The organism is Agrobacterium genomosp. 2 str. CFBP 5494 (assembly GCF_900013495.1).
In the GTDB taxonomy this organism is placed as follows: domain Bacteria; phylum Pseudomonadota; class Alphaproteobacteria; order Rhizobiales; family Rhizobiaceae; genus Agrobacterium; species Agrobacterium pusense.
Window position 1 is genome coordinate 2,564,575 of the sequence record NZ_LT009718.1, and the last position, 25,441, is coordinate 2,590,015.

The following is a 25,441-nucleotide window of genomic DNA, read 5'->3' on the forward strand; positions in this document are numbered from 1 at the left end:
TGGGGACAAGGATGCCATCAACCAACACCGGCGGACCATCCGACGCGCGCAGAAAGCTGCCGCTGCATTGGATAGGCGTCGTACCTTTTGCCGTTTTTGTGCTGCTGTTTCTGATTATGCCGACGATGAAGATCGTCGTTGGCGCGTTCCAGCGGACAGACGGAACTTTCACGCTTGAAAACATTGCAGGGCTTTTTACCGCATCCATCCTTTCGGCCTACTGGATCTCGATAAAGATCAGCCTCGCTTCTGCAGCGCTCGGCTGCCTCATCGGCTTTGCCGTCGCCGCGGCCGTAGTGCTCGGTGGTCTGCCGCAGCGTATCCGCGGACCGCTTCTCACCTTTTCAGGCGTCGCCTCGCAATTCGCCGGGGTACCGCTTGCCTTCGCATTCATCGCCACGCTTGGCCCGGTCGGCCTCCTGACCGTCTTCCTGAAGACGCAGGTCGGCATCGATCTCAGGATGCTCGGCTTCAACATCCTGTCCTTCTGGGGTCTCACCGTCACCTATCTGTTCTTCCAGATTCCGCTGATGATCCTCATCATCACGCCCGCGCTTGACGGCCTGAAGCGCGAATGGCGCGAAGCGGCGGAAATTCTCGGAGCCACCGGCTTTCAATATTGGCGCATGGTGGCCTTTCCGATCTTGCTGCCGTCGCTGCTCGGCACCATGTCACTGCTGTTTGCCAATGCCTTCGGCGCAGTGGCCACCGCAATTGCGCTCACCGGCTCCTCGCTCAACATCGTACCGATCCTGCTCTTCGCGCAGATTCGCGGCGACGTTCTCGGCAATCCGCATCTCGGTTACGCGCTCGCCTTCGGCATGATCGTCGTGACAGGCATCGCCAATGCACTTTATATCTGGCTGCGCGCCCGCAGCGAAAGGTGGCTGAAATGAAGCGTTTCTTCGCCTGGGGCGCGCTGATTTTCGGCCTGCTCTATTTCGCCCTGCCGCTGATCGGCATGACCAATTTCTCGCTGAAAATGCGGCGCGGCGAATATTCTTTCGACGCTTATGCCAAGGTGCTGGGCGACCCGCGCTTCCAGGAAACCTTCAGCTATTCCGTCGTCATGGCGCTGTTCACCATCATTTTCGGCGTCCTGCTGGTGGTGCCGACAGCCTATTGGGTGCGTCTGAAACTGCCGGGCCTGCGCCCCTATATCGAATTCATCACGCTTCTGCCGCTGGTCATCCCGGCCATCGTCATCGTCTTCGGTTATATCAGGCTTTACAATACCTCCAGCTGGCTGCCGCTGACCGGCACGAGCTTCGGCACCAACCTGCTTCTGATGTTCGGTTATGCCACGCTCGCCCTGCCCTATATGTACCGCGCCGTCGATACCGGCCTCAGAACCATCGACGTGGCGACACTGACGGAAGCGGCGCAGAGCCTTGGCGCGGGCTGGACGACCATCCTCTCGCGCATCATCCTGCCCAATGTTCTGGTCGCCGTGCTGTCGGGCGCCTTCCTGACCTTTGCCATCGTCATCGGTGAATTCACCATGGCAGCCCTTTTGAACCGCCCGGCCTTCGGCCCCTACATGCAGCTGCTGGGTGCCAACCGCGCCTATGAACCGGCAGCGCTTGCCGTGATTTCCTTCGGCATTACCTGGGGTTGCCTCGGTCTGATCCAACTCGTTTCACGCTACCAGAAGGGCGCGCCTCCCAAGGCCTGAGGACAATATTTCATGAGCTTTTTGACACTTAGCAACATCAAGAAATCCTTCGGCTCCGTCCAGGTCGTACATGATTTCAACATGGCCATCGAAAAGGGCGAGTTCGTCTCCTTCCTCGGGCCATCGGGCTGCGGCAAGACCACGGTACTGCGCATGATCGCCGGGTTCGAAATCCCGACCGGAGGCTCGATCGTCATCAACGGCAGGGACCAGACAACGCTCCGGCCCAACCAGCGCAATATTGGCATGGTGTTCCAGGCTTATGCGCTGTTCCCGAACATGAACGTCTATGAAAACGTCGCCTTCGGCCTGAAAGTCGCTGGCAAACCGAAAGCCGCAATCGACGCGCGCGTGAAAGAAATGCTCCAGCTCATCCACCTGGAGCATCTGGCTGACCGTTATCCCTACCAGATGTCGGGTGGCCAACAGCAACGCGTGGCGTTGGCCCGTGCGCTCGCGCCGAAGCCGGAAGTGCTTTTGCTGGACGAACCGCTCTCGGCACTCGACGCCAAGATCCGTGTTTCGCTGCGCGAGGAAATCCGCCAGATTCAGCAGAAACTCGGCATCACCACCATTTTCGTGACCCACGATCAGGAAGAGGCCCTGTCGATTTCCGACCGCATCGTTGTCATGAATGCCGGCCGCGCCGACCAGATCGGCTCGCCCTTCGATATCTACAACACGCCCGCGACCCGCTTCGTCGCTTCCTTCGTGGGCACGCTGAACCTCATCGACGCGATCGTGGCGGACTCCTCATCCAACACCATCCAGGTCGGGGAGCAGCAGATCACCCTGCAAAAGCCGGTCAATGCGGCCAACGGCGAAAAAATCACCCTTGCCCTGCGCCCTGAAGCGGGTTCGCTCGGCAGCGACGCGAAAGGCGATGTCGCCATTTCCGGCACGGTCACCTCCAGCCAGTTCCTCGGCTCGGTCATCCGCACCCGCCTCGATCTCGGCGGATCCACGCTGTCATTCGACATGTTCAACGATCCCGGCACAGCACCGCCCGCCGTCGGTGAGCAGGTCACGCTGAAATTCGCAGCCGGCGACCTGATGCTTATCAAGGACTAAAACGCTTTTCCAGACGCAAAACCGCTTCGCCCATTTGCGGGAGATGGTAGAGCAGGTATGACTTCGAACCTGCATACCAACGATGTGAGGCCATGATGCGCGCGCTTTATTACGAACGATTCGGTGAGACCCCCGTTGTCGCGTCCCTGCCGGATCCGGAACCGACAGATGGCGGTGTGGTCATCGAGGTAAAGGCCACCGGCCTTTGCCGAAGTGATTGGCACGGTTGGATGGGACATGACCCGGATATTCGCCTGCCGCATGTTCCCGGCCACGAATTCGCCGGGGTGATTGCCGCTGTCGGCAAAAACGTCACCCGCTTCAAGACCGGCGACCGCGTCACCGTGCCCTTCGTCTCCGGCTGCGGTCATTGCCATGAGTGCCGCTCCGGCAACCAGCAGGTCTGCGAGGCGCAGTTCCAGCCCGGCTTCACCCATTGGGGCTCCTTCGCCGAATATGTCGCCATCGATTACGCCGATCAGAACCTCGTGCATCTGCCGGATACGATGAGCTACGCAACGGCGGCCGGCCTCGGCTGCCGGTTTGCCACCTCCTTCCGGGCAGTGACCGATCAGGGACGCCTGAAGGGCGGTGAATGGCTGGCGGTGCATGGCTGCGGCGGCGTCGGCCTGTCTGCCATTATGATCGGCGTCGGCCTCGGTGCGCAGGTCGTCGCCATCGACATCGCCGAAGACAAGCTCGAAATGGCCCGTCAGCTCGGCGCAACGGCCACCATCAACAGCCGGTCCTTGGCCGACGTCTCCGAAGCGGTGCGCGAGATCACTGGCGGTGGTGCACATGTTTCGGTCGATGCGCTGGGTCACCCGCAGACCTGCTGCAACTCCATCAGCAATCTGCGTCGGCGCGGCCGTCACGTGCAGGTGGGCCTCATGCTCGCCGACCACGCCATGCCCGCCATTCCCATGGCGCGGGTGATCGCGCATGAGCTGGAGATCTATGGTAGCCACGGCATGCAGGCGTGGCGTTATGAGGACATGCTGGCGATGATCGAAAGCGGCAGGCTCGCGCCGGAAAAGCTGATCGGCCGCCACATCACGCTTTCCGAGGCCGCAGCTGCCTTGCCCGCCATGGACAGCTTCAGGGAAAGCGGCATCAGCATCATCGACCGTTTCGAATAGGGATAATGGCTTTTGACACGGTGACCGTTTAAGTGTCTTCCGTCAGGAGGAGCCCAACATGCTGTTTCTCGATAGCGTAATCACAAAAGAGAACCTCGACGTAAGCGACGTCTATCCCTTCTCCGTCCCTGCGCTGCGCCATCTGGAACGCCTCGAGTTCAAGACGCCGATCACCTTTTTCGCCGGCAATAACGGTTCGGGCAAATCAACGCTGCTGGAAGGACTGGCGGCGGGAATGACTGCCTATGCCATCGGCAATCACGGTCAGGTAACCGGCGACCTTTACCTTCAGCACGCCGAGACCGTGGCGAAGTCGTTCTATTTCGCCCGCAAGAAATATCCGAAAATCCGCATGTTTCTGCGCGCCGAAGACGTGCTTGGTTATATCCGCCGCCAGAATGAGGAAGCGCTGGACGATTTTCGCTGGGAGCGGGAAAAGGCACTGAAAAAAGGCGAGGATTTTCCAGAGGAAACGCCCGAGACATTTCGCAGGATCGTCAGGAACAATATACTCGACCGCCGTTCCCACGGCGAAGGGTTTATGGACATCATGCAGCAGAGGTTGCACGGTGCCGGTCTTTATTTTCTGGATGAACCGGAAAGCCCGCTTTCAATGCAGAAACAGCTCGAACTCGCCGCGCTCATCCGCCATGCGGCCGATCGAGGCGGGCAATTGATCATCGCCACCCATTCGCCCGTCCTTTTGGCCATTCCAGAGGCAACGATTTATCATTTCGACGAGGATGGTATCACCGAACGTCTTTATGACGAGTTGGAGACCATCGCCTTCCTCCGGCGCTTTCTCGACAGCCCATCGAAATACCTGAGTGATTGAACAGCATAAGGCTTGAAATCGCGCTGCGCTTGCCGCATTCCCATAAGTAATACGAAATTTAGAAAAGAAGCAGCCTCATGTCTCCCACCACCACACCGGCGGCAGCCCGGCCCCTCAATAGCCAGGATTACAAAACGCTCGGCCTTTCGGCCCTGGGCGGTGCGCTCGAATTTTACGACTTCATCATTTTCGTATTTTTCGCGACCGTGATCGGCCATCTGTTCTTCCCGCCTGAGATGCCGGATTGGCTGGTGATGATCCAGACCTTCGGCATCTTTGCCGCCGGCTATCTGGTGCGGCCGCTGGGCGGTATCGTACTGGCGCATTATGGCGACCGTTACGGCCGCAAGCGTGTCTTCGCTTTCTCGATCCTCTTGATGGCTCTTTCCACGCTGGGCATGGCACTGATGCCGACCTACGCCACCATTGGCGTGGCCGCTCCCATCCTGCTCATCATCCTGCGCATGCTGCAGGGTGCCGCCATCGGCGGTGAAGTGCCCGGCGCCTGGACCTTCGTTGCCGAACACGTGCCCTTCCGCCGCGTCGGGCTTGCCTGTGGTTTCCTCACCTCCGGTCTTTCCTTTGGCATCATGCTGGGCTCGTTGATCGCCTTTGCCATCAATTCGCTTTTCACGCCGGAAGACGTGGCCGGTTACGCCTGGCGCATCCCCTTCCTGCTCGGCGGCATTTTCGGCCTCATCGCCGTTTATCTGCGCCGCTGGCTGGAAGAGACGCCGATCTTCATGGAAATGAAGAAGTCGAAGTCACTGACGGACAAGCTGCCGCTCGGGCTGGTGCTGAAGCACCATATGCGCGGCGTGATCATCTCCGCCCTGCTGACCTGGGTTCTGTCAGCGGCAATCGTCGTCACCACGCTGATGACGGCGACCTTCCTGCAAAAGCTCTACGGCTATACGCCAACGCAGGCGCTCGCCGGCACCAGCTTCGGCACGCTGTTCCTGATCTTCGGCGTCATCATTGCCGGGGCGCTGATCGACCGTATCGGCTCCGGCCTCTTCTTCATGGGCGCCAGCATCTTCTTCGGTATCGCCACCTTCACCTTCTACAGCTACGCCGGCACCTCGCTTCAGACCATGTTCTTGCTTTACGGCGTCATGGGCCTTTCGGTCGGCATGGCCGGTGCGGTGCCCTATGTCATGGTGCGGGCGTTTCCGGCATCCGTCCGTTTTTCCGGCCTCTCCTTCGCCTACAACGTCTCTTATGCCGTCTTCGGCGGGCTGACGCCGATCGGCGTGACGACGGCGCTTGCGATCAACCCCATGGCCCACGCCTGGTATCTGGTCTTCATCGCCGCCCTCGCCTTCGCGATCGGTCTCTACCTCTATCTGCGCGGCAGCGAGATAGAGAGCCATGTCGGCATTGAGGAACTGGCAGCGTTGCGGTCGTAGGTTCCACAGTAAACAAAAAAGCGCGGGCAACCCGCGCTTTTTATTTATCCCGGCAATGCGTGAACCATCAGGCCGCGCTATCGATTTTCTCCTCGCCGTTCGTTGGCACGTAGTTGAGCACAGGGCCGAGCCAGCGCTCCACTTCCTCAACCGGCATATCCTTGCGGCGCGCATAATCCAGCACCTGATCACGCTCCACCTTGGCAACGCCGAAATAATAGCTTTCGGGGTGGCCGATATAGATGCCCGACACGGAAGAACCCGGCCACATGGCGTAACTTTCCGTCAATTCCACACCCGCCGCATTGGTGGCGTCGAGCAGGGCAAACAGCGTCTTCTTTTCGGTGTGGTCGGGCTGGGCCGGATAACCAGGTGCCGGGCGGATACCGGCATAGGCCTCGCCAATCAGCTCATCACCGGCAAAAGCCTCATCCGGTGCATAACCCCAGAACTCCTTACGCACCCGCTCATGCATGCGCTCGGCGAAGGCTTCCGCGAAACGGTCGGCCAGCGCCTTGACGAGGATGGACGAATAATCATCATTCGCCCGCTCGAAACGCTCGGCAATCGCCACTTCCTCGATACCCGCCGTTACCACGAAGCCGCCGACATAATCGGCAACACCGCTATCGACAGGCGCGACGAAATCGGACAGCGCCACGTTGGGACGTCCGTCTCGCTTGGAAAGCTGCTGGCGCAACGTGAAGAAGGTCGCCAGCTCTTCATTGCGGCTCTCATTGGTAAACAGCCTGATATCGTCGCCCACCGCATTAGCCGGCCAGAAGCCGATCACCGCGCGCGGCCGGAACCAGTTCTCCTCAATGATCTTCTTCAGCATCGCCTGCGCATCGCTATAGAGCTGACGCGCCGCCTCGCCCTGCTTCTCGTCATCGAGAATCGCGGGGAAGCGGCCCTTCAATTCCCAGGTCTGGAAAAACGGCGTCCAGTCGATATAGCGAGAAAGCTCTTCCAGATCATAGGTCTCGAATACCTTTGTGCCGAAGAATTGTGGCTTGACGGCGCTATAGCTCGACCAGTCAATCTTGTGCGCATTCTCGCGGGCGCGGGAAAGCGGCAGGCGCTGCTTCTCACGCTCGTTGCGGGCGTGAGCCTCTGCCACCTTGGCATATTCGCTGCGAATACCGTCGATATAAGCCGGCTTCTGCTCGGCGGAGAGAAGCGCCGACACGACGCCCACGGCGCGCGAGGCGTCGGTCACATAGATCGCCTGCCCCTGCTCATACCGCGGATGAATTTTTACCGCCGTATGCACACGGCTCGTCGTCGCACCACCGATTAGCAGCGGGATGTCGAAACCCTGCCGTTCCATTTCTGCGGCCACATGCACCATCTCGTCCAGCGACGGCGTAATGAGGCCGGAAAGGCCGATCACATCCACCTTTTCGGCGATTGCCGTTTCGAGGATTTTCGTCGTCGGCACCATGACGCCGAGATCGATGATCTCGTAATTGTTGCAGGCGAGAACGACACCGACGATGTTCTTGCCGATATCGTGCACATCGCCCTTGACGGTCGCCATCAGCACCTTGCCGGCCGCCTTCTTCTCTTCGCCGCCGTTCAGGCGCTTTTCTTCCTCCATGTAAGGAAGAAGCACCGCCACGGCCTGCTTCATCACGCGGGCGGATTTCACCACCTGCGGCAGGAACATCTTGCCCGAACCGAAGAGGTCACCCACCACGTTCATGCCGGCCATCAGCGGCCCTTCGATGACGTGCAGTGGACGCTCCGCCTTCTGGCGCGCCTCTTCCGTATCGGCCTCGATATATTCGGTGATGCCGTTGACCAGCGCGTGCTCCAGCCTTTTCTCGACGGGCAGTTCACGCCAGGAAAGATCCTGAACCTTGGTATCCTTGGCGCCCGTGCCCCGGAAACGCTCCGCGACCTCCAGCAGGCGTTCGGTCGCGTCATCGCGGCGGTTCAGCACCACGTCCTCGCAGGCCTCGCGAAGCTCCGGGTCGATATTGTCATAAACCGCAAGCTGACCGGCGTTGACGATGCCCATATCCATGCCAACCTGGATGGCGTGATACAGGAACACGGCATGCATCGCCTCGCGCACCGGTTCATTGCCGCGGAAGGAGAAGGAAAGGTTGGAAACGCCACCGGAAATATGCGTAAGCGGCATGGTTTCGCGGATGGTCTTGGTGGCCTCGATGAAATCAACGCCGTAATTATTGTGCTCCTCGATACCGGTCGCGACAGCAAAGACGTTCGGATCGAAGATGATGTCCTCAGGCGCCAGCCCGGCCTTTTCGGTCAGCAGCTTGTAGGCCCGCGCGCAGATTTCCACCTTCCGCTGATAGGTATCCGCCTGCCCCACCTCGTCAAAGGCCATGACAACGACTGCCGCGCCGTAATTGTGGACGAGCCGCGCCTGCTGGAGAAACTTCTCCTCGCCTTCCTTCAGCGAAATCGAGTTGACGATCGACTTGCCCTGAACGCATTTCAGACCGGCCTCGATGATCTCGAACTTCGACGAGTCGATCATGACAGGCACGCGGGCGATGTCGGGCTCGGCAGCGATGAGGTTCAAAAACTCCACCATCGCCTTTTCGGAATCGATCAGGCCTTCATCCATGTTGATGTCGATGATCTGCGCGCCGTTTTCCACCTGATCGCGGGCAACGGCCAGCGCCGCCGTGTAATCACCGGCGGTGATGAGCTTGCGGAACTTGGCCGAGCCGGTGACGTTGGTGCGCTCGCCGACGTTGACGAAGGGAATGTCCTTGGTCAGCACGAAGGGCTCAAGGCCTGAAAGCGACATGAAGGGCTTGTGCTCGGGGATCGGGCGCGGCTTGTAATCCTTCACCGCTTCGGCGATCGCCCGGATATGCTCCGGCGTCGAGCCGCAGCAACCGCCAACGATGTTCACGAGGCCGTCGCGGGCGAAACCCTGCACCTGACGCGCCATCATCTCAGGCGTTTCGTCATATTGCCCGAACTCGTTCGGCAGGCCTGCATTCGGATAGGCACAGACGAAGGTATCGGCGACATCCGATAGCTCCTGCAGGTGCGGACGCATGGCATCCGCACCGAGCGCACAGTTGAGGCCGATGGTAAAGGGGTTGGCGTGGCGCACCGAATTCCAGAAGGCAGACGGCGTCTGGCCGGAAAGCGTGCGGCCGGATAGGTCTGTGATCGTGCCCGAGATCATAACCGGCAGGCGGATGCCCTTGGCCTCGAAACGCTCCTCGCAGGCGAAGATCGCCGCCTTTGCATTCAGCGTATCGAAGATCGTCTCGATGAGGATGATATCGGCGCCGCCGTCGATCAGGCCGTCGATCTGCTCGCCATAGGCGATACGCAGATCGTCAAAGCTGACGGCGCGGTAACCGGGATTGTTGACATCAGGCGAAATGGAAGCCGTACGGTTGGTGGGGCCGATGGCGCCGGCCACGAAACGGCGGCGGCCATCCTCCCGCTCGGCGCGCTGGGCGGCGCGGCGGACGATCTGCGCACCCTCGCGGTTGAGGTCGTAGACGGCATTTTCCATCTCGTAATCGGCCTGCGCGATGCGGGTCGAGGAAAACGTGTTGGTTTCGAGAATATCCGCACCCGCCATGGCGTAGCGATAGTGGATGTCTTCGATAGCGTCCGGCTGGGTCAGAATCAGAAGGTCGTTATTGCCTTTCTGGTGACAGACGCAGCCGATGAAGCGGTCACCACGAAAATGATCTTCGTCAAAACCGAGACCCTGAATCTGCGTGCCCATGGCGCCGTCGAGAATGAGGATGCGTTCGCTGGCGGCTTCGCGCAGCGCCTTGAAAATTTCCGCGCCGTCGCGCTTTGCCCCCTCAGGGCCAAACAGATCGTCAAACACGGGCACACTCCTCATTTCGATTTGCAAGATCGCAAGTCGTCAAGTCACATAAAGATATGTTTATGTCAATATATCTTCAAGGGACAGGCATGGCTTTGCGTCGTTGCGTCACGTTACGAAATATCGCTGACAGATGACAGGTTTATACGGCAAGGATATAAGCCGAAGCAGCAAACCGCATGGAGGACGCGATGTCTGAGGACGATCACAACAGCCGAAACTGGAATACCCTGCCCTGGCACCGCCAGTGGCTGGTAAAACAGGCCGAGGGGCTTTTCGACTTCTTCCAGTACCGGGCGCTCAATCCTGCCGGCGGCTTCTTCGATCTCGATGTCAAGGGCGCGCCGCTGCAGGCAAACGATCCCGTGCGCGGCATCCATGCCTCCGCGCGCATGGTGCATTGCTTCTCCATCGGCCATCTGCTCGGCCGTCCGGGCTGTGGCGATATTGTCGACCACGGCATGACCTATCTCTGGAACAGGCATCGCGACAGCGAGCATGGCGGCTATTTCTGGCAGGTTAACGATGCCGGCCCCCTGGACGCCACCAAGCAGGGTTACGGCCATGCCTTCGTGCTTCTGGCCGCCTCCTCCGCCAAGACCGTCGGCCACCCGCTCGCCGACCAGATGCTGGCCGATATTACCGAAGTGCTGGAAACCCGTTTCTGGGAAGAAAAACACGGCGCGATCGCCGAGGAATTCAACCGCGACTGGTCGCCCATCGATAATTATCGCGGCCAGAATTCCAATATGCATCTGACCGAAGCGTTGATGGCCGCCTATGAGGTGACCGGCGACAAAAACTACCTTGGCAAGGCCGAACGCATCGCCGATCTTCTCATCCGCCGTCGCGCCGGTGAACTGGATTTCCGGGTTCCGGAGCATTTCGACGACAACTGGACACTCGACAAGGACTATCGCGGCAACGAGATGTTCCGTCCCTCCGGCTCCACCCCCGGCCATTGGCTGGAATGGGCGCGCCTCCTCCTCCAGCTTTGGGTGTTGGGTGATCGCCGCCACGACTGGATGCCGGTGGCCGCCAAATCGCTGTTCGTGCAGTCCATGGCGCTTGGCTGGGATCGGGAAAAGGGCGGCTTCTTTTATACGCTCGACTGGAACGACAATCCCGACAAGCGGGCAAAGCTCTGGTGGCCCATGTGCGAAGCGGCGGGTGCGGCCCATTTTCTCAACGAAAACCTGCCGGCGGACCCTTTCTATGAAGACAGCTACCGCCGCATCTGGAGCACCATCGCCAACAGCTTCATCGACCATGAAAATGGCGGCTGGCATGAGGAACTGACGGAAAATCTGGTTCCCGCTCACACGCTGTTCCCCGGCAAGGGTGATATATACCACGCCCTCCAGGCCTGCCTCATCCCGCTTTTCCCGGCTACGGGCAGCCTGACAAGGGTGATCGGGGAAAGCGGCGGGGTTTATTAAGCGCGTTGTTCGCAACGGCGTTCGAAGACTTCTCCACTGTCATGCTCGGGCTTGTCCCGGGCATCTGCAGCCTATCGGCCGGACGCAACGCGGTTAGATCCCCGGCATTGGGCCGAGGATAAAGCAGCAGTCAGAACCCGATGGTTTCCTCGAAGTCATCCCAGGACTGATACATTTCATAACGCCCGATGCCGGGGATCGGCACATGGCCGTAATAGGGCGAAAGTTGAAACTCGGCGGCCGCCTCGCTCTTGCCTGCCACGGCGGCAACATAGATCGCAGAGGCAAGCCCGGTGCGGTTCGCGCCATGTTCGCAATGGATGAGAACAGGCTTTTCCGCGTTGCGCAGCACCGCCGCCAGCGTTTCTGAATCTTCCACCGAGACTTTCTCGCTTGAGCTCAGCGGATAGTCGACCAGCCGGATGCCGTTGTTTTTCGCGGCCTTGCTTTCGGTATCATACCAGGCTTCACGCTTTTCATCGCGCAGGTTGATGATGGTCTTGATGCCATAGGCCTTGGCGTAAGCGGCGATGTCCTTGCCACTCGGCTGAGCCGAACGATAAAGCTCGCCGGGAATGACCTCGTGAAAATTCCCCGTCAGCTGGCCGATGCCCATATGTGCGCCGGCCAAAACCGGGAGGGCAACGAGGCCAATAGCCGTGATCTTCAAAAACTTCAGAAAAATACGCAAAACATCAACCCGCGACATCAATCCAATGTGTGGCAGATGACACCGCAAACCGGCGAAAACAAGTCACGCCCCGTCGCGGCCCGTGCGCTTCGCACGCAGCCGGGGCACGGCAGGCCCATGGAGCGGTTGCAATGCAGGGCCTTTGGACCCAAGCATAAATTCTCAAAATACCGTGATTGCCGGCACCGGTGTGATCTCTTCAATCAAATTCGGCGGAAATGACGGTAACCCGCCACTCCAGCCTTTGCGGTTCCACCCGCTCGTTGTTGCGCAGGCGAAATGTCCGGCAGGCGGCGAAGGTTTCCCCGGCTTCGATCCGCCTTTCGCTCACCTGATAGGGATCGAACGATACGGAAGCTCGAAAGGCCGGTTCGAATCCCTCCAGCGTGTAGGTCAGACGCTGCACCGCGACATTGTTATCATTGCGGAAGCTGACGCGAATGGGCAATGCAGGGTCCGGACAGGCGGCCTCGAACCCGGCAGTCGCGACGATATGCTCCAGCCGCTGGCTGCTGCGACGCCAGTCGTAAATGACAAAGGCAGCCGTGCCGGCCCATATCAGGAGCAGGCAGATGACCACTGGTTTGAGATGCCGCGGAAATGCAATAAGGGTGAGGAGAAGAATGGCGCTGAGAACGGCTCCGACAATCACGTCGCCCCTCCTCCGCTAAAATAAAGCTCCATACGTTTCTGCCCTCCCCTGCCCTTCCAGCCACAAACGGCCGCGCGAGGCGGTCGTTGGGGTATTATCTCGACGGCGGCTCAAGCCTCTAGCATATGGCGCGAAGCACCGGCATCGCAGCCGTCAGCCACAACTCTATGGGTGCTCCCCCCGGTGTCAAGACAACCAAGCGTGACAGATAGCGCCGGCATTGCCGTCCTCAGAAAGAACGGCGAAGGGAACCAAACGCCGCCGAAGACGTTCGCAGCATCAGAACAGCATGGCGGGACATAACGAAACGCCGCGGCATGGAGTTCAGTAGGCCAGCCGGCAGGGACGACAAGCCGCCCCTTGGCACCGCCGAAAGCCACACCATATTAAAAGTTACTAAACTATGCTACATATCAGTCAGCTCAGGGAGAAAACGATGAAAACGCTGATCGTAACGTCGCTCCTGGCCCTTTCGGCCAGCACCGCAATGGCCGCGGATGCCGTCTACGAAACACCGGCGCCCCCGGTCGCACAGGAAACGTTGCCAGTCTTCACCTGGTCTGGTCCTTATCTTGGTATTCAAGGTGGCGCGGGCTGGGCAAATGGTGATTTTTCGGCCGGTGCCCCCATAGGCTCGGATAATTTCGATGGCGGCATTCTCGGCGCCTTCGCCGGCTACAATTACCAGTTCGACAATAATTTTGTTCTCGGCATCGAGGGTGACGTCGACTATAACTGGAATGACAATGATTATGCGGGTGTGAACATTGGCACCGACTGGCAAGGGTCCGTTCGTGGCCGCGTTGGTTATGCCTTCGATCGCGCCCTGCTTTATGGCACCGCCGGCTGGACCGCCACACGCGGCTTCATCGACACCCCCGGCGCCGGCAAGGATAGCGCCACCTTCAACGGCTACACGGTTGGCGCAGGTCTGGATTACGCCTTCACCGACAATGTCTTCGGCAGGCTGGAATATCGTTACAACGATTACGGCGACAAGGACATATTTGGCATCAATACCGACCTTGACCAGCACACCGTCAAGGTGGGCCTCGGCGTGAAGTTCTGATCACAATCGAGTTTTGTAGACCCGAAGCCCGGCCATCCGCCGGGCTTTTTTCGTTGCAGAGGATCAGCGCAGGCTACGATCCGCTCTGCGAAAAAACGGAACAATATGAACTCCGTAAAAATGAAACATTCACAAGCCGTTCAGCACTTCCGTGCCATCATGCGGGCATAATGAGCCTCTATCTCCCGAAGCAGGCTTATGGAGTAGCCCGATGAAAAAGATAATTCTTTCCACGATTGCCGCGCTTGTTGCCACTGGCAGCATTTTCGCATCCTATGGCAGCGCCAGCGCGCAGGACTATCCCTACCGTCCGCGTTACGATCGCGGTTACGACCGTGGCGGCCCGCCGCCACCGCCCTATCGCGAACACCGTCGCCACAATGATGGCGCAGCCATTGCCGGAGGCCTCGCCGCAGGCGTCATCGGTGGCCTGATCGGCGGCGCCATCGCCAATAATAGCGGCCCCCGTTATTACGAACCGCCACCGCCGCCACCGCGCTGCTGGTTTGAAGACCGACGGGTTCCGAATTCCTATGACGGCGGCTGGCACACCGAAAGCATGCGGGTCTGCAACTAATGTCCGATCCTGCGGCCCGGTTTGCTTCAAATGGCAAGCCGGGCTGCTTTCAGCGAATGAGATTGCGGGATACGATTTTCATCCCAACCACGCGCTCTCACCGATACTGCGTGCGGCGCGACAGCACCCCCGCGATCAGCACAGAAAATCAACAACCATCTGATTAAAAAAGAAAAATGGTGGGCCTGGAGAGACTCGAACTCCCAACCAAGCGGTTATGAGCCGCCGGCTCTAACCATTGAGCTACAGGCCCCTTCGGAAAACGCTATCCGAAACACCGGTTTCGCAATGGTTCGAATCCGGTGGTCACGCTCTAACGCAATTTTTACAGCCCGACAAGCCATTGATGCTTTCGCTAAACAGTGCCGCCGTATTAGCTACACAATCTAAGGCAATACCCGTTCAAGGGACTCAATCAACGAGGAAACACCATGAAGACAAAATCGGCCCGCCTTTTTGCACTTACCGCAATGACAGCAGCAGCCATGATGCCGCTCTCCGGCCAGTTGCTCGCGCAGGAGGCCACCCCGCGTGAAGCCACAATCAGCGTTTCCGGCGAAGGCCAGGCGGCCATCGCTCCTGATATGGCAATCCTGTCGTTCAGCGTCGTCAAGCAGGCAGAAACCGCGGCCGCCGCTCTTTCGGAAAATTCAAAGGCGCTGGCCGATGTTCTGAAGGCGCTGAAGGAGGCGGCGATCGAGGATCGTGACCTGCAGACCAGCAACTTCTCGGTGCAGCCCCTCTACAAGCATTATGAGCCAAAGGACGGCGTCTATGTCGCTCCCGAAATCACCGGTTACCAAGTATCCAACGGCCTGACCGTTCGGGTGCGGGATCTGAAGAAACTCGGCGCGATCCTCGATACATCCGTCAAGCTCGGCATCAACCAGGGTGGAGACATCAGCTTCACCAACGACAAGCCTGAAGCCACCGTCACCGAGGCTCGCAAACAGGCCGTGGCAGACGCTCTTTCCAAGGCCAAGACCCTGACGGAAGCTGCTGGCGTAAAGCTCGGCCGTGTTATCCAGATCACCGAAAACTCGCAGCGCCCGATGCCGGTGCCGCAGGCCATGATGCGCGCCTCCATGGCGAAGGAAGCGGACAGTGTCCCGATTGCCTCTGGTGAAAACAGCTACAGCGTTGTGGTCAACGTCACCTTCGCGCTCGAGCAGTAATCGGCAAGGGGCGGCTTTTGGGCCGCCCCGCATCGGCTCGACCTCCGCCGTAGCACAGATAAAATGAAACGCCCCTCGCTACCGTTCAGGAAGCGAGGGGCGTTTTGTCCATCTGCCGGGACGGGGATGCCGGCAGATCGATCAGGATCGCTGCCTTTAGCGGCGGATCACCGGGCAGCCGCGCTCATTGGCGAATACGATGCGGTCACGGCCGTGGCGGTCAAAACCTGCAACGACGACGCGGCGCGGAGATACATCAACAACACGCGCGCGGCGAAGACCCATGCGGCTTGCCTTTTCTTCCGCAAGCCAGGGCGAGCAGCCACGGCGCGGGCGATCCGGGCGGCCCCAGCCGGGACGATGACCATAACCATCCTGAACCTGAACTCGGAACTGTACATCCGAGCCGGCCGAAGCAGCTGGAGCGGTGACGGAAATACCACCAAGGGCGATGAGGGCAGCCAGGCCGGCTTTTGCGAAGGTGCTGAACATGAACTCACTCCGTTTGTTTCTTTGACGGCGGGGGAACATCCCCCGGCGATTGACGAGACCCTAGACTCGCCCATCTGAATATCAGCAGAACCGAATGTTCAGCAGGCGTTCAGGGTGGTTAACGCGCACACCCCGATCAGGATCCGCACATCACGGCGAGATATGCAGCACGACTTCGCGCCGATGCGACTGATCGCGATGTTCGAAGAGATAAAGGCCCTGCCAGGTGCCAAGCACAAGCCTGCCATCCGTGATGGGAACGCCGATGGAAACCATCGTGAGCGCCGATTTGATGTGGGCGGGCATGTCGTCGGGCCCCTCCAGGGTGTGGACAACCCACCGCATGGAAGGATCGCTCGAAGGCGGGACGAGACGGGAGAAAAACTCCGTGAGATCGCTCCGAACGTCGGGATCGGCATTTTCCTGGATGAGCAGGGAACAGGACGTGTGCCGGACAAAGGCTGTCAGCAAACCCTCCGTTACGCCAGTCTGATTCACGAAGCCTTTTGCTTCAGAGGTAAACTCGTAAAGGCCCTGCCCGTGGGTAGAGATGATTATTTTCTTCTGCGGCACGTTTTTCTTTCAAATAGTCCGGAACAAAATCGGCGCTGCGAACGTTGCGCCATGTCAAATTCTATCCGATGGCGATAAGTATAAGACGACAGGGCGATAACAGCCCATGACAGCAGGACGGAAAACCGCCACTGCAGTTGCATAAAACGGGGAAGGGTTGGCAATATCATAATGAATTATCCAGGCTATCCCGTCCATAGACGAACACGGCATTTACAGCGCAGGACTGACACAGGGTGCGAAAGACTTTCTCATGGCACCCACTGACTATCGTGTCGATCTGACCAATTGCGACCGCGAGCCCATCCATATCCCCGGCTATATTCAACCCCATGGCTGTCTCATCGCCTGCGATAACGCTTTGCGCATGGTGCTGCGGCATTCGGCAAATTGCTGCGACATTCTGGGTGTGGAAGGTGATATCAATGGCCGGACCGCCGAAGAGGTTCTGGGCAAGGACCTCGTACACAACCTCCGCAACGCGCTGACTGTAACCGGGAGGACAACGCGCCCGGCCATGTTGCCCGCAACGGAAATGGGCGATGGCAGAAGCTTCGACATTTCGCTCCACCGCTACAAATCCACCACGATCATCGAATTCGAACCGTCCCGCAGCGAAACCCAGCCCCTGGGCACCGCACGCAAGATGGTGGATCGCATTCGCGAGGCGGACAGCGTGGAAAGCCTCATCTCCAGAACGACCAGGCTGGTAAAGGCAACGCTTGGCTACGACCGGGTAATGATTTACCGCTTTGAGGAAGATGGAGCCGGCAAGGTCGTCTCGGAAGCAAAGCAACCGGAACTGGAAAGCTTCCTCGGCCAATATTTCCCCGCCAGCGACATACCCCAGCAGGCCCGCACGCTTTATCTCAAGAACACGCTCCGGATCATCTCTGATGCCAGCGGCACACGAATTCCCGTGTTGCCCGCCCTCGATATCTCCGGCGAACCGCTCGACCTATCTTTCGCACATCTGCGCAGCGTCTCTCCCATCCATTGTGAGTATCTTCGCAATATGGGCGTCGCCGCTTCCATGTCGATTTCGGTGATTGTCGATGGCGCCCTCTGGGGTCTGATCGCCTGTCACCATTATTCCCCGCGTGTCCTGACCATGCCGGTAAGGATTGCCGCTGAAATGTTTGGAGAATTCTTCTCCATGCATTTGCAGGTCCTCAAGCAGAAACGTCGGCTGGACACCGTCAACCATGCCCATGCCGCGCTCGATCGCTTCCTGCGGCTCGCCGCGCACCACGCCAATATCGAGGAACTGCTGATCGACAGTTTTCAGGATTTTGCCGATCTGATGCCGTGTGATGGTGTAGGTCTCTGGGTAGACAACAACTGGCACGGCCATGGCGCAACGCCACCGCATGACGCCATTCCAAGGCTCGCGCGTTTCGTCGCGTCGGCTTCGGAAGGCAGGGTCTGGGCGACCCATGCGCTGTCGCAGGCGATACCTGAGGCGGAAATCTACGCCGACACGGCAGCTGGAATACTCGCCATCCCACTTTCTCAGGTGAAACAGGACTATCTCCTGTTTTTCCGCAAGGAGATCGTGCAAAATCTGAACTGGGCCGGCAATCCGGAAAAATCTTATGAAACCGGCCCCATGGGGGACCGTCTCACACCACGCAAGAGTTTCGCGATTTGGAAAGAGACGGTGCATCAGAGGGCGCAGCCCTGGTCGGAAGATGACCGGGAGATAGCAGAAGCCGCCAGAATTGCGCTGGTCGAGGTCGCCTTCCATCACAGCGAGCTAATGGCCGGCGAAAGGGAACGCGCCGAAGTGCGCCAGCGCATGTTGAACGAGGAGCTCAACCACCGCGTCAAGAATGTTCTCGCCATCATCAAATCGCTGGTCGGCAATCCCTCACAGGAAGGCAAGACCCTGCAGGAATATGTGGCTGCCCTGAAGGGCCGTATTCAAGCCTTGTCCTTTGCCCATGATCAGATTATCCGAGGCGAAGGCGGCGGCGCGCTGCGCGATCTTCTCGACGCGGAATTGTCGCCGCATCGTTCCCCGGAAACGACGGTGAAACTCGAAGGTCCCCACGTCACACTTGATTCGCGCGCCTTCTCCGTCATGGCGCTCGTTCTGCACGAACTGGCGACGAACGCCGCCAAATACGGCGCGCTTTCGCAGAACGGTGGGCAATTGCATGTGCGCTGGTGGGTCAACGAAAACCGCGATTGCGAAATCGAGTGGCGGGAAGTGCTGACCACCAAACTGCCGACGCCATCCCGCGCCGGCTTCGGCACGGCGCTTATCAGCCGCAGCATTCCTTACGATCTCGGCGGACGCAGTACGTTGCGCTATTTGCCCGATGGATTGGAGGCAGAAATTATGCTGCCCTTCCGTCATGTCTCGTCAGCCACCGAAAGTGTCGAAGTACCCACAGAAAATGAGCCCGCGCGGCAATCCAGCCGCTATAACCGGGAGGAGCCGTTGAAAATATTACTCGTCGAAGATCAGATGCTGATCGCCATGGATGTCGAAAACATGCTCGAGGATAACGGCATCAAAACCATCGAAACGGCGACTTCGTCTGCGATGGCAATTGAAAAGCTGAAAAGCTATGTGCCTGACGTGGCAATTCTCGACATCAATCTCGGTTCGGACACCTCCATTCCCGTCGCCCGGGAACTTCACCGCCGTGGCATCCCGTTCATGTTCGCTACCGGCTACGCCGATGGCAGCATGGTGCCGGATGAATTCGGCGCTGTTCCGGTTATCAGGAAGCCCTATGACGAGGATGCTCTGATGGCCGGGATTGGGGTTTTGGTGGGCGATACGGAGCGCGTTTGAGCGACAAGTGACAAACGTCAACCGAGAGGTTTTCCGTGCGTTTGGGGGCGGATCATTTTTAATTCGGCGACCGATCTGCTACCGACCGGTGAAACCCCGTTTCCTTGCTTCAGCTGGCGTGATGACGTCCCCCATCTTAATTCTGAAGGCCGTCACTGCATAGTTATCGACATCCACCTCGCATTGAAACGTGACATCGCGCCAGACGTCGCCGACGTTGAATGCGCCGCCAGTAGCGTCAAGAACATTGCCCGATATACGTCCGCCCGTGTCGGAAAAGCCATACATGCCGCGGGTATCAGCGTAAACCTGTCTTATTTGGGCCAGTGCTTCCGCTTGGCAAAGCTGCACGATACGACGCCGCGGCGGTAGATCGCCAAACATCTGCCGTCTCTGCGCCGGTGTCAGTAGAGCCGATGAAAGCAAACTCTTAGCCGCAGGAAGTTTCGCGGGCTTGTTTTCCCTTGCCTCAGAAGGCTTTTCCTCAGGCGGCTTTGGTTGCGGTACTGGCGGCTGCTCCGGTGACGTTTCTTCTTTCATCGGCGCAACCGCGATCTCTCCCTGCTCGGCGGAAGCTTTGAGGTCGCTGTTGGCGGCGGCGGGCGCAGGCTTTTCCTCGGCCGCTTTCTCGGGCTCGCGCGGCGGTTCTGCGGATGGCTGTGTCTTTTCCGCTTCTTCAGTCTTGCCGGCCTTGTCCTCAGGGTCTGCCTGCGCCTCTTCCGGCCGCATGGCGATGGAAGGCAACGTCGCCTGCGGTTGCGGCACCGGTTTCGCTTCTTCAGCCGGTGGCGCGGGAGGTGGTGGCGGAGGTTGCGGTTTTTCCTCTTTCGCCTTCTCCTCACCGGGCGGCGGGGCCTCTTCTGCCTTTTTTTCCTCAGGCGGTGGCACCAGATCGACGCTGATGCTTTCCGGTTCCTGCGGCTCGGCTACACGCTCCGGCAATTCGAAAAGGAAAATCGCCACGACGACAAGATGCAGAAGAACGGAGACGGGCATCGCCCATCCCTTCCACCGCCACCTGCCTGCCGAAACCTGTTGCATCTTACCGAACCAAATCGAACCCGGACATATCCAGCGGAAGCGGATCGCCTGCCTCACACATAAGGCTTGTCGCAGAGTTCGCCAGTGCGGAAAACAAAAAACCCGGCCAGAGCTGACTGACCGGGTTCAATTTTAAAGGAAGCAAAAGCTTAGCTGTCGAGGAAGCTGCGGAGCTTTCTCGAGCGGCTTGGGTGCTTCAGCTTGCGCAGCGCCTTCGCCTCGATCTGGCGAATACGTTCGCGCGTAACCGAGAACTGCTGGCCGACCTCTTCCAGCGTATGGTCCGTGTTCATGCCGATGCCGAAGCGCATGCGCAGAACACGTTCCTCACGCGGTGTCAGCGAGGCCAATACGCGGGTGGTCGTTTCGCGCAGGTTCGCCTGAATGGCGGCGTCGATCGGCAGCAGCGCGTTCTTGTCCTCGATGAAGTCACCGAGATGCGAATCCTCTTCGTCACCCACGGGGGTTTCGAGCGAGATCGGCTCCTTGGCGATCTTCAGAACCTTGCGCACCTTCTCCAGCGGCATGGCCAGCTTTTCGGCTAGTTCTTCCGGGGTCGGCTCGCGGCCAATCTCGTGCAGCATCTGGCGCGAGGTGCGAACGATCTTGTTGATCGTTTCGATCATGTGCACCGGAATACGGATCGTGCGGGCCTGGTCAGCAATCGAGCGGGTGATCGCCTGTCTGATCCACCATGTCGCATAGGTCGAGAACTTGTAACCGCGACGGTATTCAAACTTGTCCACCGCCTTCATCAGGCCGATATTGCCTTCCTGAATGAGATCGAGGAACTGCAGACCACGGTTCGTATACTTCTTCGCAATCGAGATCACGAGACGCAGGTTGGCCTCGACCATCTCCTTCTTGGCGATGCGCGCTTCGCGCTCACCCTTCTGCACCATCGAAACGATGCGACGGAATTCGGCGATGGAAATGCCGGTTTCCGTGGAGAGGTTCTGGATCTCCTGGCGGATTTCCCGGATCGTGTTGCTTTCTTCGCGCGCGAATTCCTTCCAGCCGCGGGCGGCCAGATTGGCGATCGACTTCATCCAGTTCGGATCGAGTTCCGCACCGTGATACTGCTCGAGGAAGCTGTCGCGCTTGACGCCATAGGATTCGGCAAGGCGCAGCAGCCGGCCTTCGTTCTGCATCAGACGCTTGGAAATGTCGTAGAGCTGCTCGACAAGGCTGTCGATGCGGTTCTGGTTCAGCGAAAGCGACTTCACGGCCGTGATCAGCTGATCCTTCAATTCCTTGTAACGACGCTCCTGGCCTGAAGAAAGCGTACCGGTGCAGGCCAGACGCGCTTCCACCTGCTGATCCTGAAGTTTGCGCAGCTTCTTGTAGGTGTCGGCAATGGTGTCGAGCGTTTCCATGACCTGCGGACGCAGTTCGGCTTCCATCGCAGCAAGGGAAAGATTGGACTCGTCGTCGTCCTCTTCTTCCTCTTCCGGCGGCAGGCCGTCACCACCAACATCGGTGACATCCTCGTCACCGGTCGGAGCACGCAGCTTGCGGGTCTTTTCCTTTTCTTCGGCGGCCTTGCGGTCGGCCTCGATCTTTTCCGGGCTCTGGAACTGCGGCGCAGCCTTGGCTTCCGGGCCGGAATAGGTCGTTTCGAGATCGATGATCTCGCGCAGCAGCGTGGTGCCTTCGTTGAGTTCGTCGCGCCAGATGATCAGCGCCTGGAACGTCAGCGGGCTTTCGCACAGGCCCGAAATCATCGTCTCGCGGCCAGCCTCGATGCGCTTGGCGATGGCGATTTCGCCTTCGCGCGACAGAAGCTCGACAGAACCCATCTCGCGCAAATACATGCGCACGGGGTCGTCGGTGCGGTCGGTTGGTTCTTTCTTCTTGGCGGTCGCAAGCGCGGTGCCGCTGGAAGGCGCAAGTTCGCCACCCTCGGAATCGTCACCGTCGGAATCGCCGTCGTCATCGCCACCGGCGGCTTCCTCGGCATCCTCGTCCTCGATCACGTTGATGCCCATGTCGGACAGCATCGCCATCGTGTCTTCGATCTGCTCGGAGGTCACCTCTTCGGACGGCAGGACGGAATTCAGCTCGTCCATCGTCACATAGCCGCGCTTCTTGGCGGCCTTGATCATTTTCTTGACCGCGTCATCCGAAAGGTCGAGAAGCGGGCCGTCCGTCGCACCGTCGCGTTCGTTTTCTGCTTCTTCGTTTTCTTTGACTTTGGTTGCCATCTATCTCGTCGCTTTCCCTGACGCTAACACCTGTTCCGCCGCATCGCCGTCCGCCCCTTGAGCATCCGGCGCATTGCCGCGAATCACTGTCAGACACCTAACGGAGTGATCTTTAATTGCCGATTAACCACGGCAGCCTCAGGCAGAATGCAAGGACAGTGCACCCGGAAATGCTTGCTCATGCAATTTCTATCCGCCAAGGCTCATTCCACCTTACTTTTCCTGAATTGGTGATTCCCGCTATTTCCCGCCCCGTCAAGCCTTTGAAGGCGAGACAGCCACGGAAATTCTTAAAAAGAGCCGCATTTTGCGAATTATCACCAGACTATCCCCTATTTAGGACGCCTGCCGCAAAAGGCAACCCCACACACCTTTCAATTCTTGCCGCGACCATCATCCATGACCGACGGCCGGTCCCTTCACCCGGCCGGACATGACCCCGAAACCATCGATGATGGCCTCCTGATTTTCCATTCGGCCGATCTCCAGCTGAACCTCGGCAAGCGCGCGCACCAGAAGGGTGCCGCGCTCATCGTCCGTCGCCTCGGCAATTTCGCGCTCCAGCTCCTTTTTCTGCCAGAGGAGCGACTTTGTCCTTTTGTGCAGGGAAAGCGCCTGCACGTAACCTTCCCGTGCATCCTCCATCGCCGCCTCGCCGGTCGCCGTCCACAGACGGGCATTGCGCACCTGCTGGTCCATGGTTTTCAGCAGCACGTCGAAGCCCTGCTGCGACAGGCGCTCGATCAGCCCCGCCCGCGATATCGCAGCCGCATTTTCGGCCGCGTAGGTCAGAACCGTAGACCACAGGCGTTGCAGGTCACGGTTCTCATAGTCGATCGCGGCGATCTCGTCATATTCCTCGAGAAGCAGTTCGGGATGGTTGACGATGGTGATGGCCAGAACGCTTTCCCGAAGCGACGGCTTGGTCTGATAACCCCTGACGAGGCCGGATTGCGCCAACCGTTCCGAAATACTGCTGGCAGGTGTCGCCATAGCCCCACCCCGGCCCGGTGCGTTGCGCTGAAAGCCACGCCCCGGCGCCTGTGCGCCATTGCGGCGGAAATTGCCACCCTGCTGCCCGCCTGCCTGAAAGCGCGGCTGGAAGAAGGCATTCAGCCTGTCACGCATGTCCTGTTGATAGAAGCGCCGCACCGTCTCGTCACCAATAACGGCCACGATCTGCCGCAGGCGGCTCTCAAGCTGGGCACGCTTTTCCGGCGTATCGAAAGTAACGCCTGAGGTCTCGCGGCTCCAGATCATCGCGGCCAGCGGCTTTGCCTCGGAAAGAACGCGGTCGAAAGGCGCCCTACCCTCCAGACGCACGAGATCATCCGGATCCTTGCCGTCGGGCAGAAGCGCGAAGCTGACGGAGCGATCCGGCTTGATATGTGGCAAGGCGAGATCAGCGGCACGGTTGGCGGCGCGAATGCCGGCGCCGTCGCCATCGAAGCAGAGGATCGGCTGCGGCGACATCTTCCAGAGCAGATCGAGCTGGCTTTCGGTCAAGGCAGTGCCGAGCGGTGCGACGGCATTTTCGACGCCCGCCTGATAAAGCGCAATGACATCCATATACCCTTCGACTGCAATGACCGTGCCGCCCGCCGCCTGTGAGGCCCGACGTGCACGGGCGAAATTATAGAGAACATTGCCCTTGTGAAAGAGCTCGGTCTCGTTGGAATTGAGATATTTCGCCACCGCATCCGAAGCCATGGCGCGGCCGCCGAAGGCAATCACCTTTTCCCGTGAGGACAGGATCGGGAACATGATGCGGTCGCGAAAACGGTCATAGGAGACCGGCACGTTTTCATGGACCACCAGCCCGCAGGATTCCATCTGCTCCTTCGACACACCCTTGCTTGCCAGATGCTCCTTCAGCGCGTTGCGACTGTCAGGCGCATAACCCAGCCGGAAGGTCTCGATGGTACGACCGGTCAACCCGCGATCGCGCAGATAAGCCCGAGCCCGAGCGCCGAGCGCCGTTTGCAGCTGATCCTGAAAGAACAGCGTCGCCATTTCCATGACATCCTGCAGAGAGGTGCGCTCACGCTCCCGCTTCTCCGCCTGCGGATCGGGCTGCGGCATGGAAATGCCGGCCATATCGGCGATCTGCTGCACGGCTTCCGGGAAACTTAAGCCCTCAAGCTCGGTCAGAAAGCGGAAATGATCGCCGGAAACGCCGCAACCAAAGCAATGATACCGCCCCTTGCGGTCCTCACAGTGAAAGCTCGGGCTTTTTTCGCCATGGAACGGGCAGCAGGCCCAATAATCCCCCCGCGGCGCATTGGTCTTCTTCTTGTCCCAGGACACGCGTCTGCCGATCACATCGGAGATGTTCACGCGGTCGCGTATCTCATCAAGGAAAGAGTTGGAAAAGCGCATGGGTTACCTGTTCGAGGCCGGTCTTTCATATAAGCGCAGAATGGCGCCAGCACCAACCCTATGAACCAGTTCACAGCCACAATACCCGTTATTCACAGGGTGGCGCAAAAGCTGGCAAAGCCCTTTGCGCCTGCTTTAGGCAAATTTGTGGCGCTGCATCATCACTAAAAATTATGTTTTTGTAATTTGAGCAGTCCGTCCGCGCGATGTAAAAACACAGCCACAGTCAAAGTAACGAAATCGCAGAAATCTGCCGACGCCCGCAGGCACGTCCCCCGAAAAAGCCTGCGCTTGAGAGCATTCTGATCCGCCGGAATGCGTTTTCGTCGACAGAAAAAGGCAGGGCAGCCCACATCTGCCCTGCCTTTACTTT

At 59.0% G+C, this 25,441-nt stretch carries 19 protein-coding genes and 1 tRNA gene; 11 read left to right on the forward strand and 9 right to left on the reverse strand.

Annotated features, from left to right (window positions below):
* Positions 1-11: 11 nt before the first annotated feature.
* The 6 genes from AGR2A_RS12915 to AGR2A_RS12940 all read left to right on the forward strand — a co-directional run bounded on the left by AGR2A_RS12915 (position 12) and on the right by AGR2A_RS12940 (position 6,129).
* Complete coding sequence (locus AGR2A_RS12915; protein ID WP_037089843.1) at positions 12-896, forward strand: ABC transporter permease; 885 nt, start codon at positions 12-14, stop codon at positions 894-896.
* On the forward strand, positions 893-1,675 hold the full coding sequence (locus AGR2A_RS12920) for an ABC transporter permease (protein ID WP_004442862.1): 783 nt from the start codon (positions 893-895) through the stop codon (positions 1,673-1,675). The genes AGR2A_RS12915 and AGR2A_RS12920 overlap by 4 nt, the downstream gene beginning before the upstream one ends.
* A 12-nt stretch (positions 1,676-1,687) precedes the next feature.
* The gene (locus AGR2A_RS12925) at positions 1,688-2,746 is read left to right on the forward strand and encodes an ABC transporter ATP-binding protein (RefSeq protein WP_072494659.1); all 1,059 of its coding nucleotides are present in this window, start codon (positions 1,688-1,690) and stop codon (positions 2,744-2,746) included.
* 95 nt (positions 2,747-2,841) lie between these two features.
* Positions 2,842-3,885, forward strand: a complete 1,044-nt coding sequence (locus tag AGR2A_RS12930) for a zinc-dependent alcohol dehydrogenase family protein (RefSeq protein ID WP_072494660.1) — start codon at positions 2,842-2,844, stop codon at positions 3,883-3,885.
* A gap of 58 nt (positions 3,886-3,943) precedes the next feature.
* Positions 3,944-4,720, forward strand: coding sequence for an AAA family ATPase (locus tag AGR2A_RS12935; RefSeq protein WP_072494661.1), 777 nt, complete (start codon positions 3,944-3,946; stop codon positions 4,718-4,720).
* 77 nt (positions 4,721-4,797) lie between these two features.
* Positions 4,798-6,129, forward strand: a complete 1,332-nt coding sequence (locus AGR2A_RS12940) for an MFS transporter (RefSeq protein ID WP_072494662.1) — start codon at positions 4,798-4,800, stop codon at positions 6,127-6,129.
* Positions 6,130-6,196: 67 nt separating this feature from the next.
* Here AGR2A_RS12940 and metH read toward each other — a convergent pair whose 3' ends face one another.
* Positions 6,197-9,970, reverse strand: a complete 3,774-nt coding sequence (metH, locus tag AGR2A_RS12945) for a methionine synthase (RefSeq protein ID WP_072494663.1) — start codon at positions 9,968-9,970, stop codon at positions 6,197-6,199.
* Positions 9,971-10,149: 179 nt separating this feature from the next.
* Between metH and AGR2A_RS12950 the strand changes: the two genes are divergently transcribed.
* Complete coding sequence (locus AGR2A_RS12950; RefSeq protein WP_167378200.1) at positions 10,150-11,409, forward strand: AGE family epimerase/isomerase; 1,260 nt, start codon at positions 10,150-10,152, stop codon at positions 11,407-11,409.
* A 130-nt stretch (positions 11,410-11,539) separates the two neighbouring features.
* On the opposite strand, the gene AGR2A_RS12955 is transcribed toward AGR2A_RS12950, so the two are convergent.
* Both AGR2A_RS12955 and AGR2A_RS12960 read right to left on the reverse strand, forming a co-directional pair.
* Entirely contained in the window at positions 11,540-12,100 is a 561-nt protein-coding gene (locus tag AGR2A_RS12955) for a dual specificity protein phosphatase family protein (RefSeq protein ID WP_034498853.1), read from the reverse strand.
* A gap of 199 nt (positions 12,101-12,299) precedes the next feature.
* Positions 12,300-12,752 (reverse strand): hypothetical protein, encoded by a 453-nt coding sequence (locus AGR2A_RS12960; protein ID WP_004442872.1) that lies wholly within the window; start codon positions 12,750-12,752, stop codon positions 12,300-12,302.
* Positions 12,753-13,188: 436 nt separating this feature from the next.
* Between AGR2A_RS12960 and AGR2A_RS12965 the strand changes: the two genes are divergently transcribed.
* Together AGR2A_RS12965 and AGR2A_RS12970 are read left to right on the forward strand one after the other, a co-directional pair.
* On the forward strand, positions 13,189-13,821 hold the full coding sequence (locus tag AGR2A_RS12965) for an outer membrane protein (protein WP_022556638.1): 633 nt from the start codon (positions 13,189-13,191) through the stop codon (positions 13,819-13,821).
* Positions 13,822-14,032: 211 nt separating this feature from the next.
* Positions 14,033-14,398 carry a hypothetical protein gene (locus AGR2A_RS12970; RefSeq protein ID WP_004442874.1) on the forward strand — a complete coding sequence of 122 codons (366 nt, stop codon included), beginning with the start codon at positions 14,033-14,035 and terminating at the stop codon, positions 14,396-14,398.
* 177 nt (positions 14,399-14,575) lie between these two features.
* Here AGR2A_RS12970 and AGR2A_RS12975 read toward each other — a convergent pair.
* Positions 14,576-14,651, reverse strand: a tRNA-Ile gene (locus tag AGR2A_RS12975).
* A gap of 178 nt (positions 14,652-14,829) precedes the next feature.
* Between AGR2A_RS12975 and AGR2A_RS12980 the strand changes: the two genes are divergently transcribed.
* Positions 14,830-15,573, forward strand: coding sequence for an SIMPL domain-containing protein (locus tag AGR2A_RS12980; protein ID WP_004442875.1), 744 nt, complete (start codon positions 14,830-14,832; stop codon positions 15,571-15,573).
* 156 nt (positions 15,574-15,729) lie between these two features.
* Here the strand turns inward: AGR2A_RS12980 and AGR2A_RS12985 are convergent, their stop codons facing one another.
* Positions 15,730-16,065 (reverse strand): hypothetical protein, encoded by a 336-nt coding sequence (locus AGR2A_RS12985; RefSeq protein ID WP_004442876.1) that lies wholly within the window; start codon positions 16,063-16,065, stop codon positions 15,730-15,732.
* Positions 16,066-16,215: 150 nt separating this feature from the next.
* Positions 16,216-16,638 (reverse strand): secondary thiamine-phosphate synthase enzyme YjbQ, encoded by a 423-nt coding sequence (locus AGR2A_RS12990; protein ID WP_072494664.1) that lies wholly within the window; start codon positions 16,636-16,638, stop codon positions 16,216-16,218.
* A gap of 253 nt (positions 16,639-16,891) precedes the next feature.
* On the opposite strand from AGR2A_RS12990, the gene AGR2A_RS12995 reads away from it, so the two are divergent.
* Positions 16,892-19,444 carry an HWE histidine kinase domain-containing protein gene (locus AGR2A_RS12995; protein WP_080822958.1) on the forward strand — a complete coding sequence of 851 codons (2,553 nt, stop codon included), beginning with the start codon at positions 16,892-16,894 and terminating at the stop codon, positions 19,442-19,444.
* Positions 19,445-19,522: 78 nt separating this feature from the next.
* Here AGR2A_RS12995 and AGR2A_RS13000 read toward each other — a convergent pair whose 3' ends face one another.
* The 3 genes from AGR2A_RS13000 to dnaG all read right to left on the reverse strand — a co-directional run bounded on the left by AGR2A_RS13000 (position 19,523) and on the right by dnaG (position 25,068).
* Positions 19,523-20,440: a DUF930 domain-containing protein gene (locus AGR2A_RS13000; RefSeq protein WP_072494666.1), complete on the reverse strand. Its 918-nt coding sequence runs from the start codon at positions 20,438-20,440 to the stop codon at positions 19,523-19,525.
* 194 nt (positions 20,441-20,634) lie between these two features.
* Positions 20,635-22,689, reverse strand: a complete 2,055-nt coding sequence (rpoD, locus tag AGR2A_RS13005) for an RNA polymerase sigma factor RpoD (RefSeq protein ID WP_004442883.1) — start codon at positions 22,687-22,689, stop codon at positions 20,635-20,637.
* A 393-nt stretch (positions 22,690-23,082) separates the two neighbouring features.
* The gene (gene dnaG / locus AGR2A_RS13010) at positions 23,083-25,068 is read right to left on the reverse strand and encodes a DNA primase (RefSeq protein WP_072494667.1); all 1,986 of its coding nucleotides are present in this window, start codon (positions 25,066-25,068) and stop codon (positions 23,083-23,085) included.
* Between the last annotated feature and the right edge of the window lie 373 nt (positions 25,069-25,441).

Excerpts from the sequence above, each read along its gene's own strand:
- AGR2A_RS12915 (WP_037089843.1), top strand. The coding sequence starts at position 12 with ATGCCATCAACCAACACCGGCGGACCATCCGACGCGCGCAGAAAGCTG.
- AGR2A_RS12920 (WP_004442862.1), top strand. The coding sequence starts at position 893 with ATGAAGCGTTTCTTCGCCTGGGGCGCGCTGATTTTCGGCCTGCTCTAT.
- AGR2A_RS12925 (WP_072494659.1), top strand. The coding sequence starts at position 1,688 with ATGAGCTTTTTGACACTTAGCAACATCAAGAAATCCTTCGGCTCCGTC.
- AGR2A_RS12930 (WP_072494660.1), top strand. The coding sequence starts at position 2,842 with ATGCGCGCGCTTTATTACGAACGATTCGGTGAGACCCCCGTTGTCGCG.
- AGR2A_RS12935 (WP_072494661.1), top strand. The coding sequence starts at position 3,944 with ATGCTGTTTCTCGATAGCGTAATCACAAAAGAGAACCTCGACGTAAGC.
- AGR2A_RS12940 (WP_072494662.1), top strand. The coding sequence starts at position 4,798 with ATGTCTCCCACCACCACACCGGCGGCAGCCCGGCCCCTCAATAGCCAG.
- AGR2A_RS12950 (WP_167378200.1), top strand. The coding sequence starts at position 10,150 with ATGGAGGACGCGATGTCTGAGGACGATCACAACAGCCGAAACTGGAAT.
- AGR2A_RS12965 (WP_022556638.1), top strand. The coding sequence starts at position 13,189 with ATGAAAACGCTGATCGTAACGTCGCTCCTGGCCCTTTCGGCCAGCACC.
- AGR2A_RS12970 (WP_004442874.1), top strand. The coding sequence starts at position 14,033 with ATGAAAAAGATAATTCTTTCCACGATTGCCGCGCTTGTTGCCACTGGC.
- AGR2A_RS12980 (WP_004442875.1), top strand. The coding sequence starts at position 14,830 with ATGAAGACAAAATCGGCCCGCCTTTTTGCACTTACCGCAATGACAGCA.
- AGR2A_RS12985 (WP_004442876.1), bottom strand. The coding sequence starts at position 16,065 with ATGTTCAGCACCTTCGCAAAAGCCGGCCTGGCTGCCCTCATCGCCCTT.
- AGR2A_RS12995 (WP_080822958.1), top strand. The coding sequence starts at position 16,892 with ATGGCACCCACTGACTATCGTGTCGATCTGACCAATTGCGACCGCGAG.
- AGR2A_RS13000 (WP_072494666.1), bottom strand. The coding sequence starts at position 20,440 with ATGCCCGTCTCCGTTCTTCTGCATCTTGTCGTCGTGGCGATTTTCCTT.
- rpoD (WP_004442883.1), bottom strand. The coding sequence starts at position 22,689 with ATGGCAACCAAAGTCAAAGAAAACGAAGAAGCAGAAAACGAACGCGAC.
- dnaG (WP_072494667.1), bottom strand. The coding sequence starts at position 25,068 with ATGCGCTTTTCCAACTCTTTCCTTGATGAGATACGCGACCGCGTGAAC.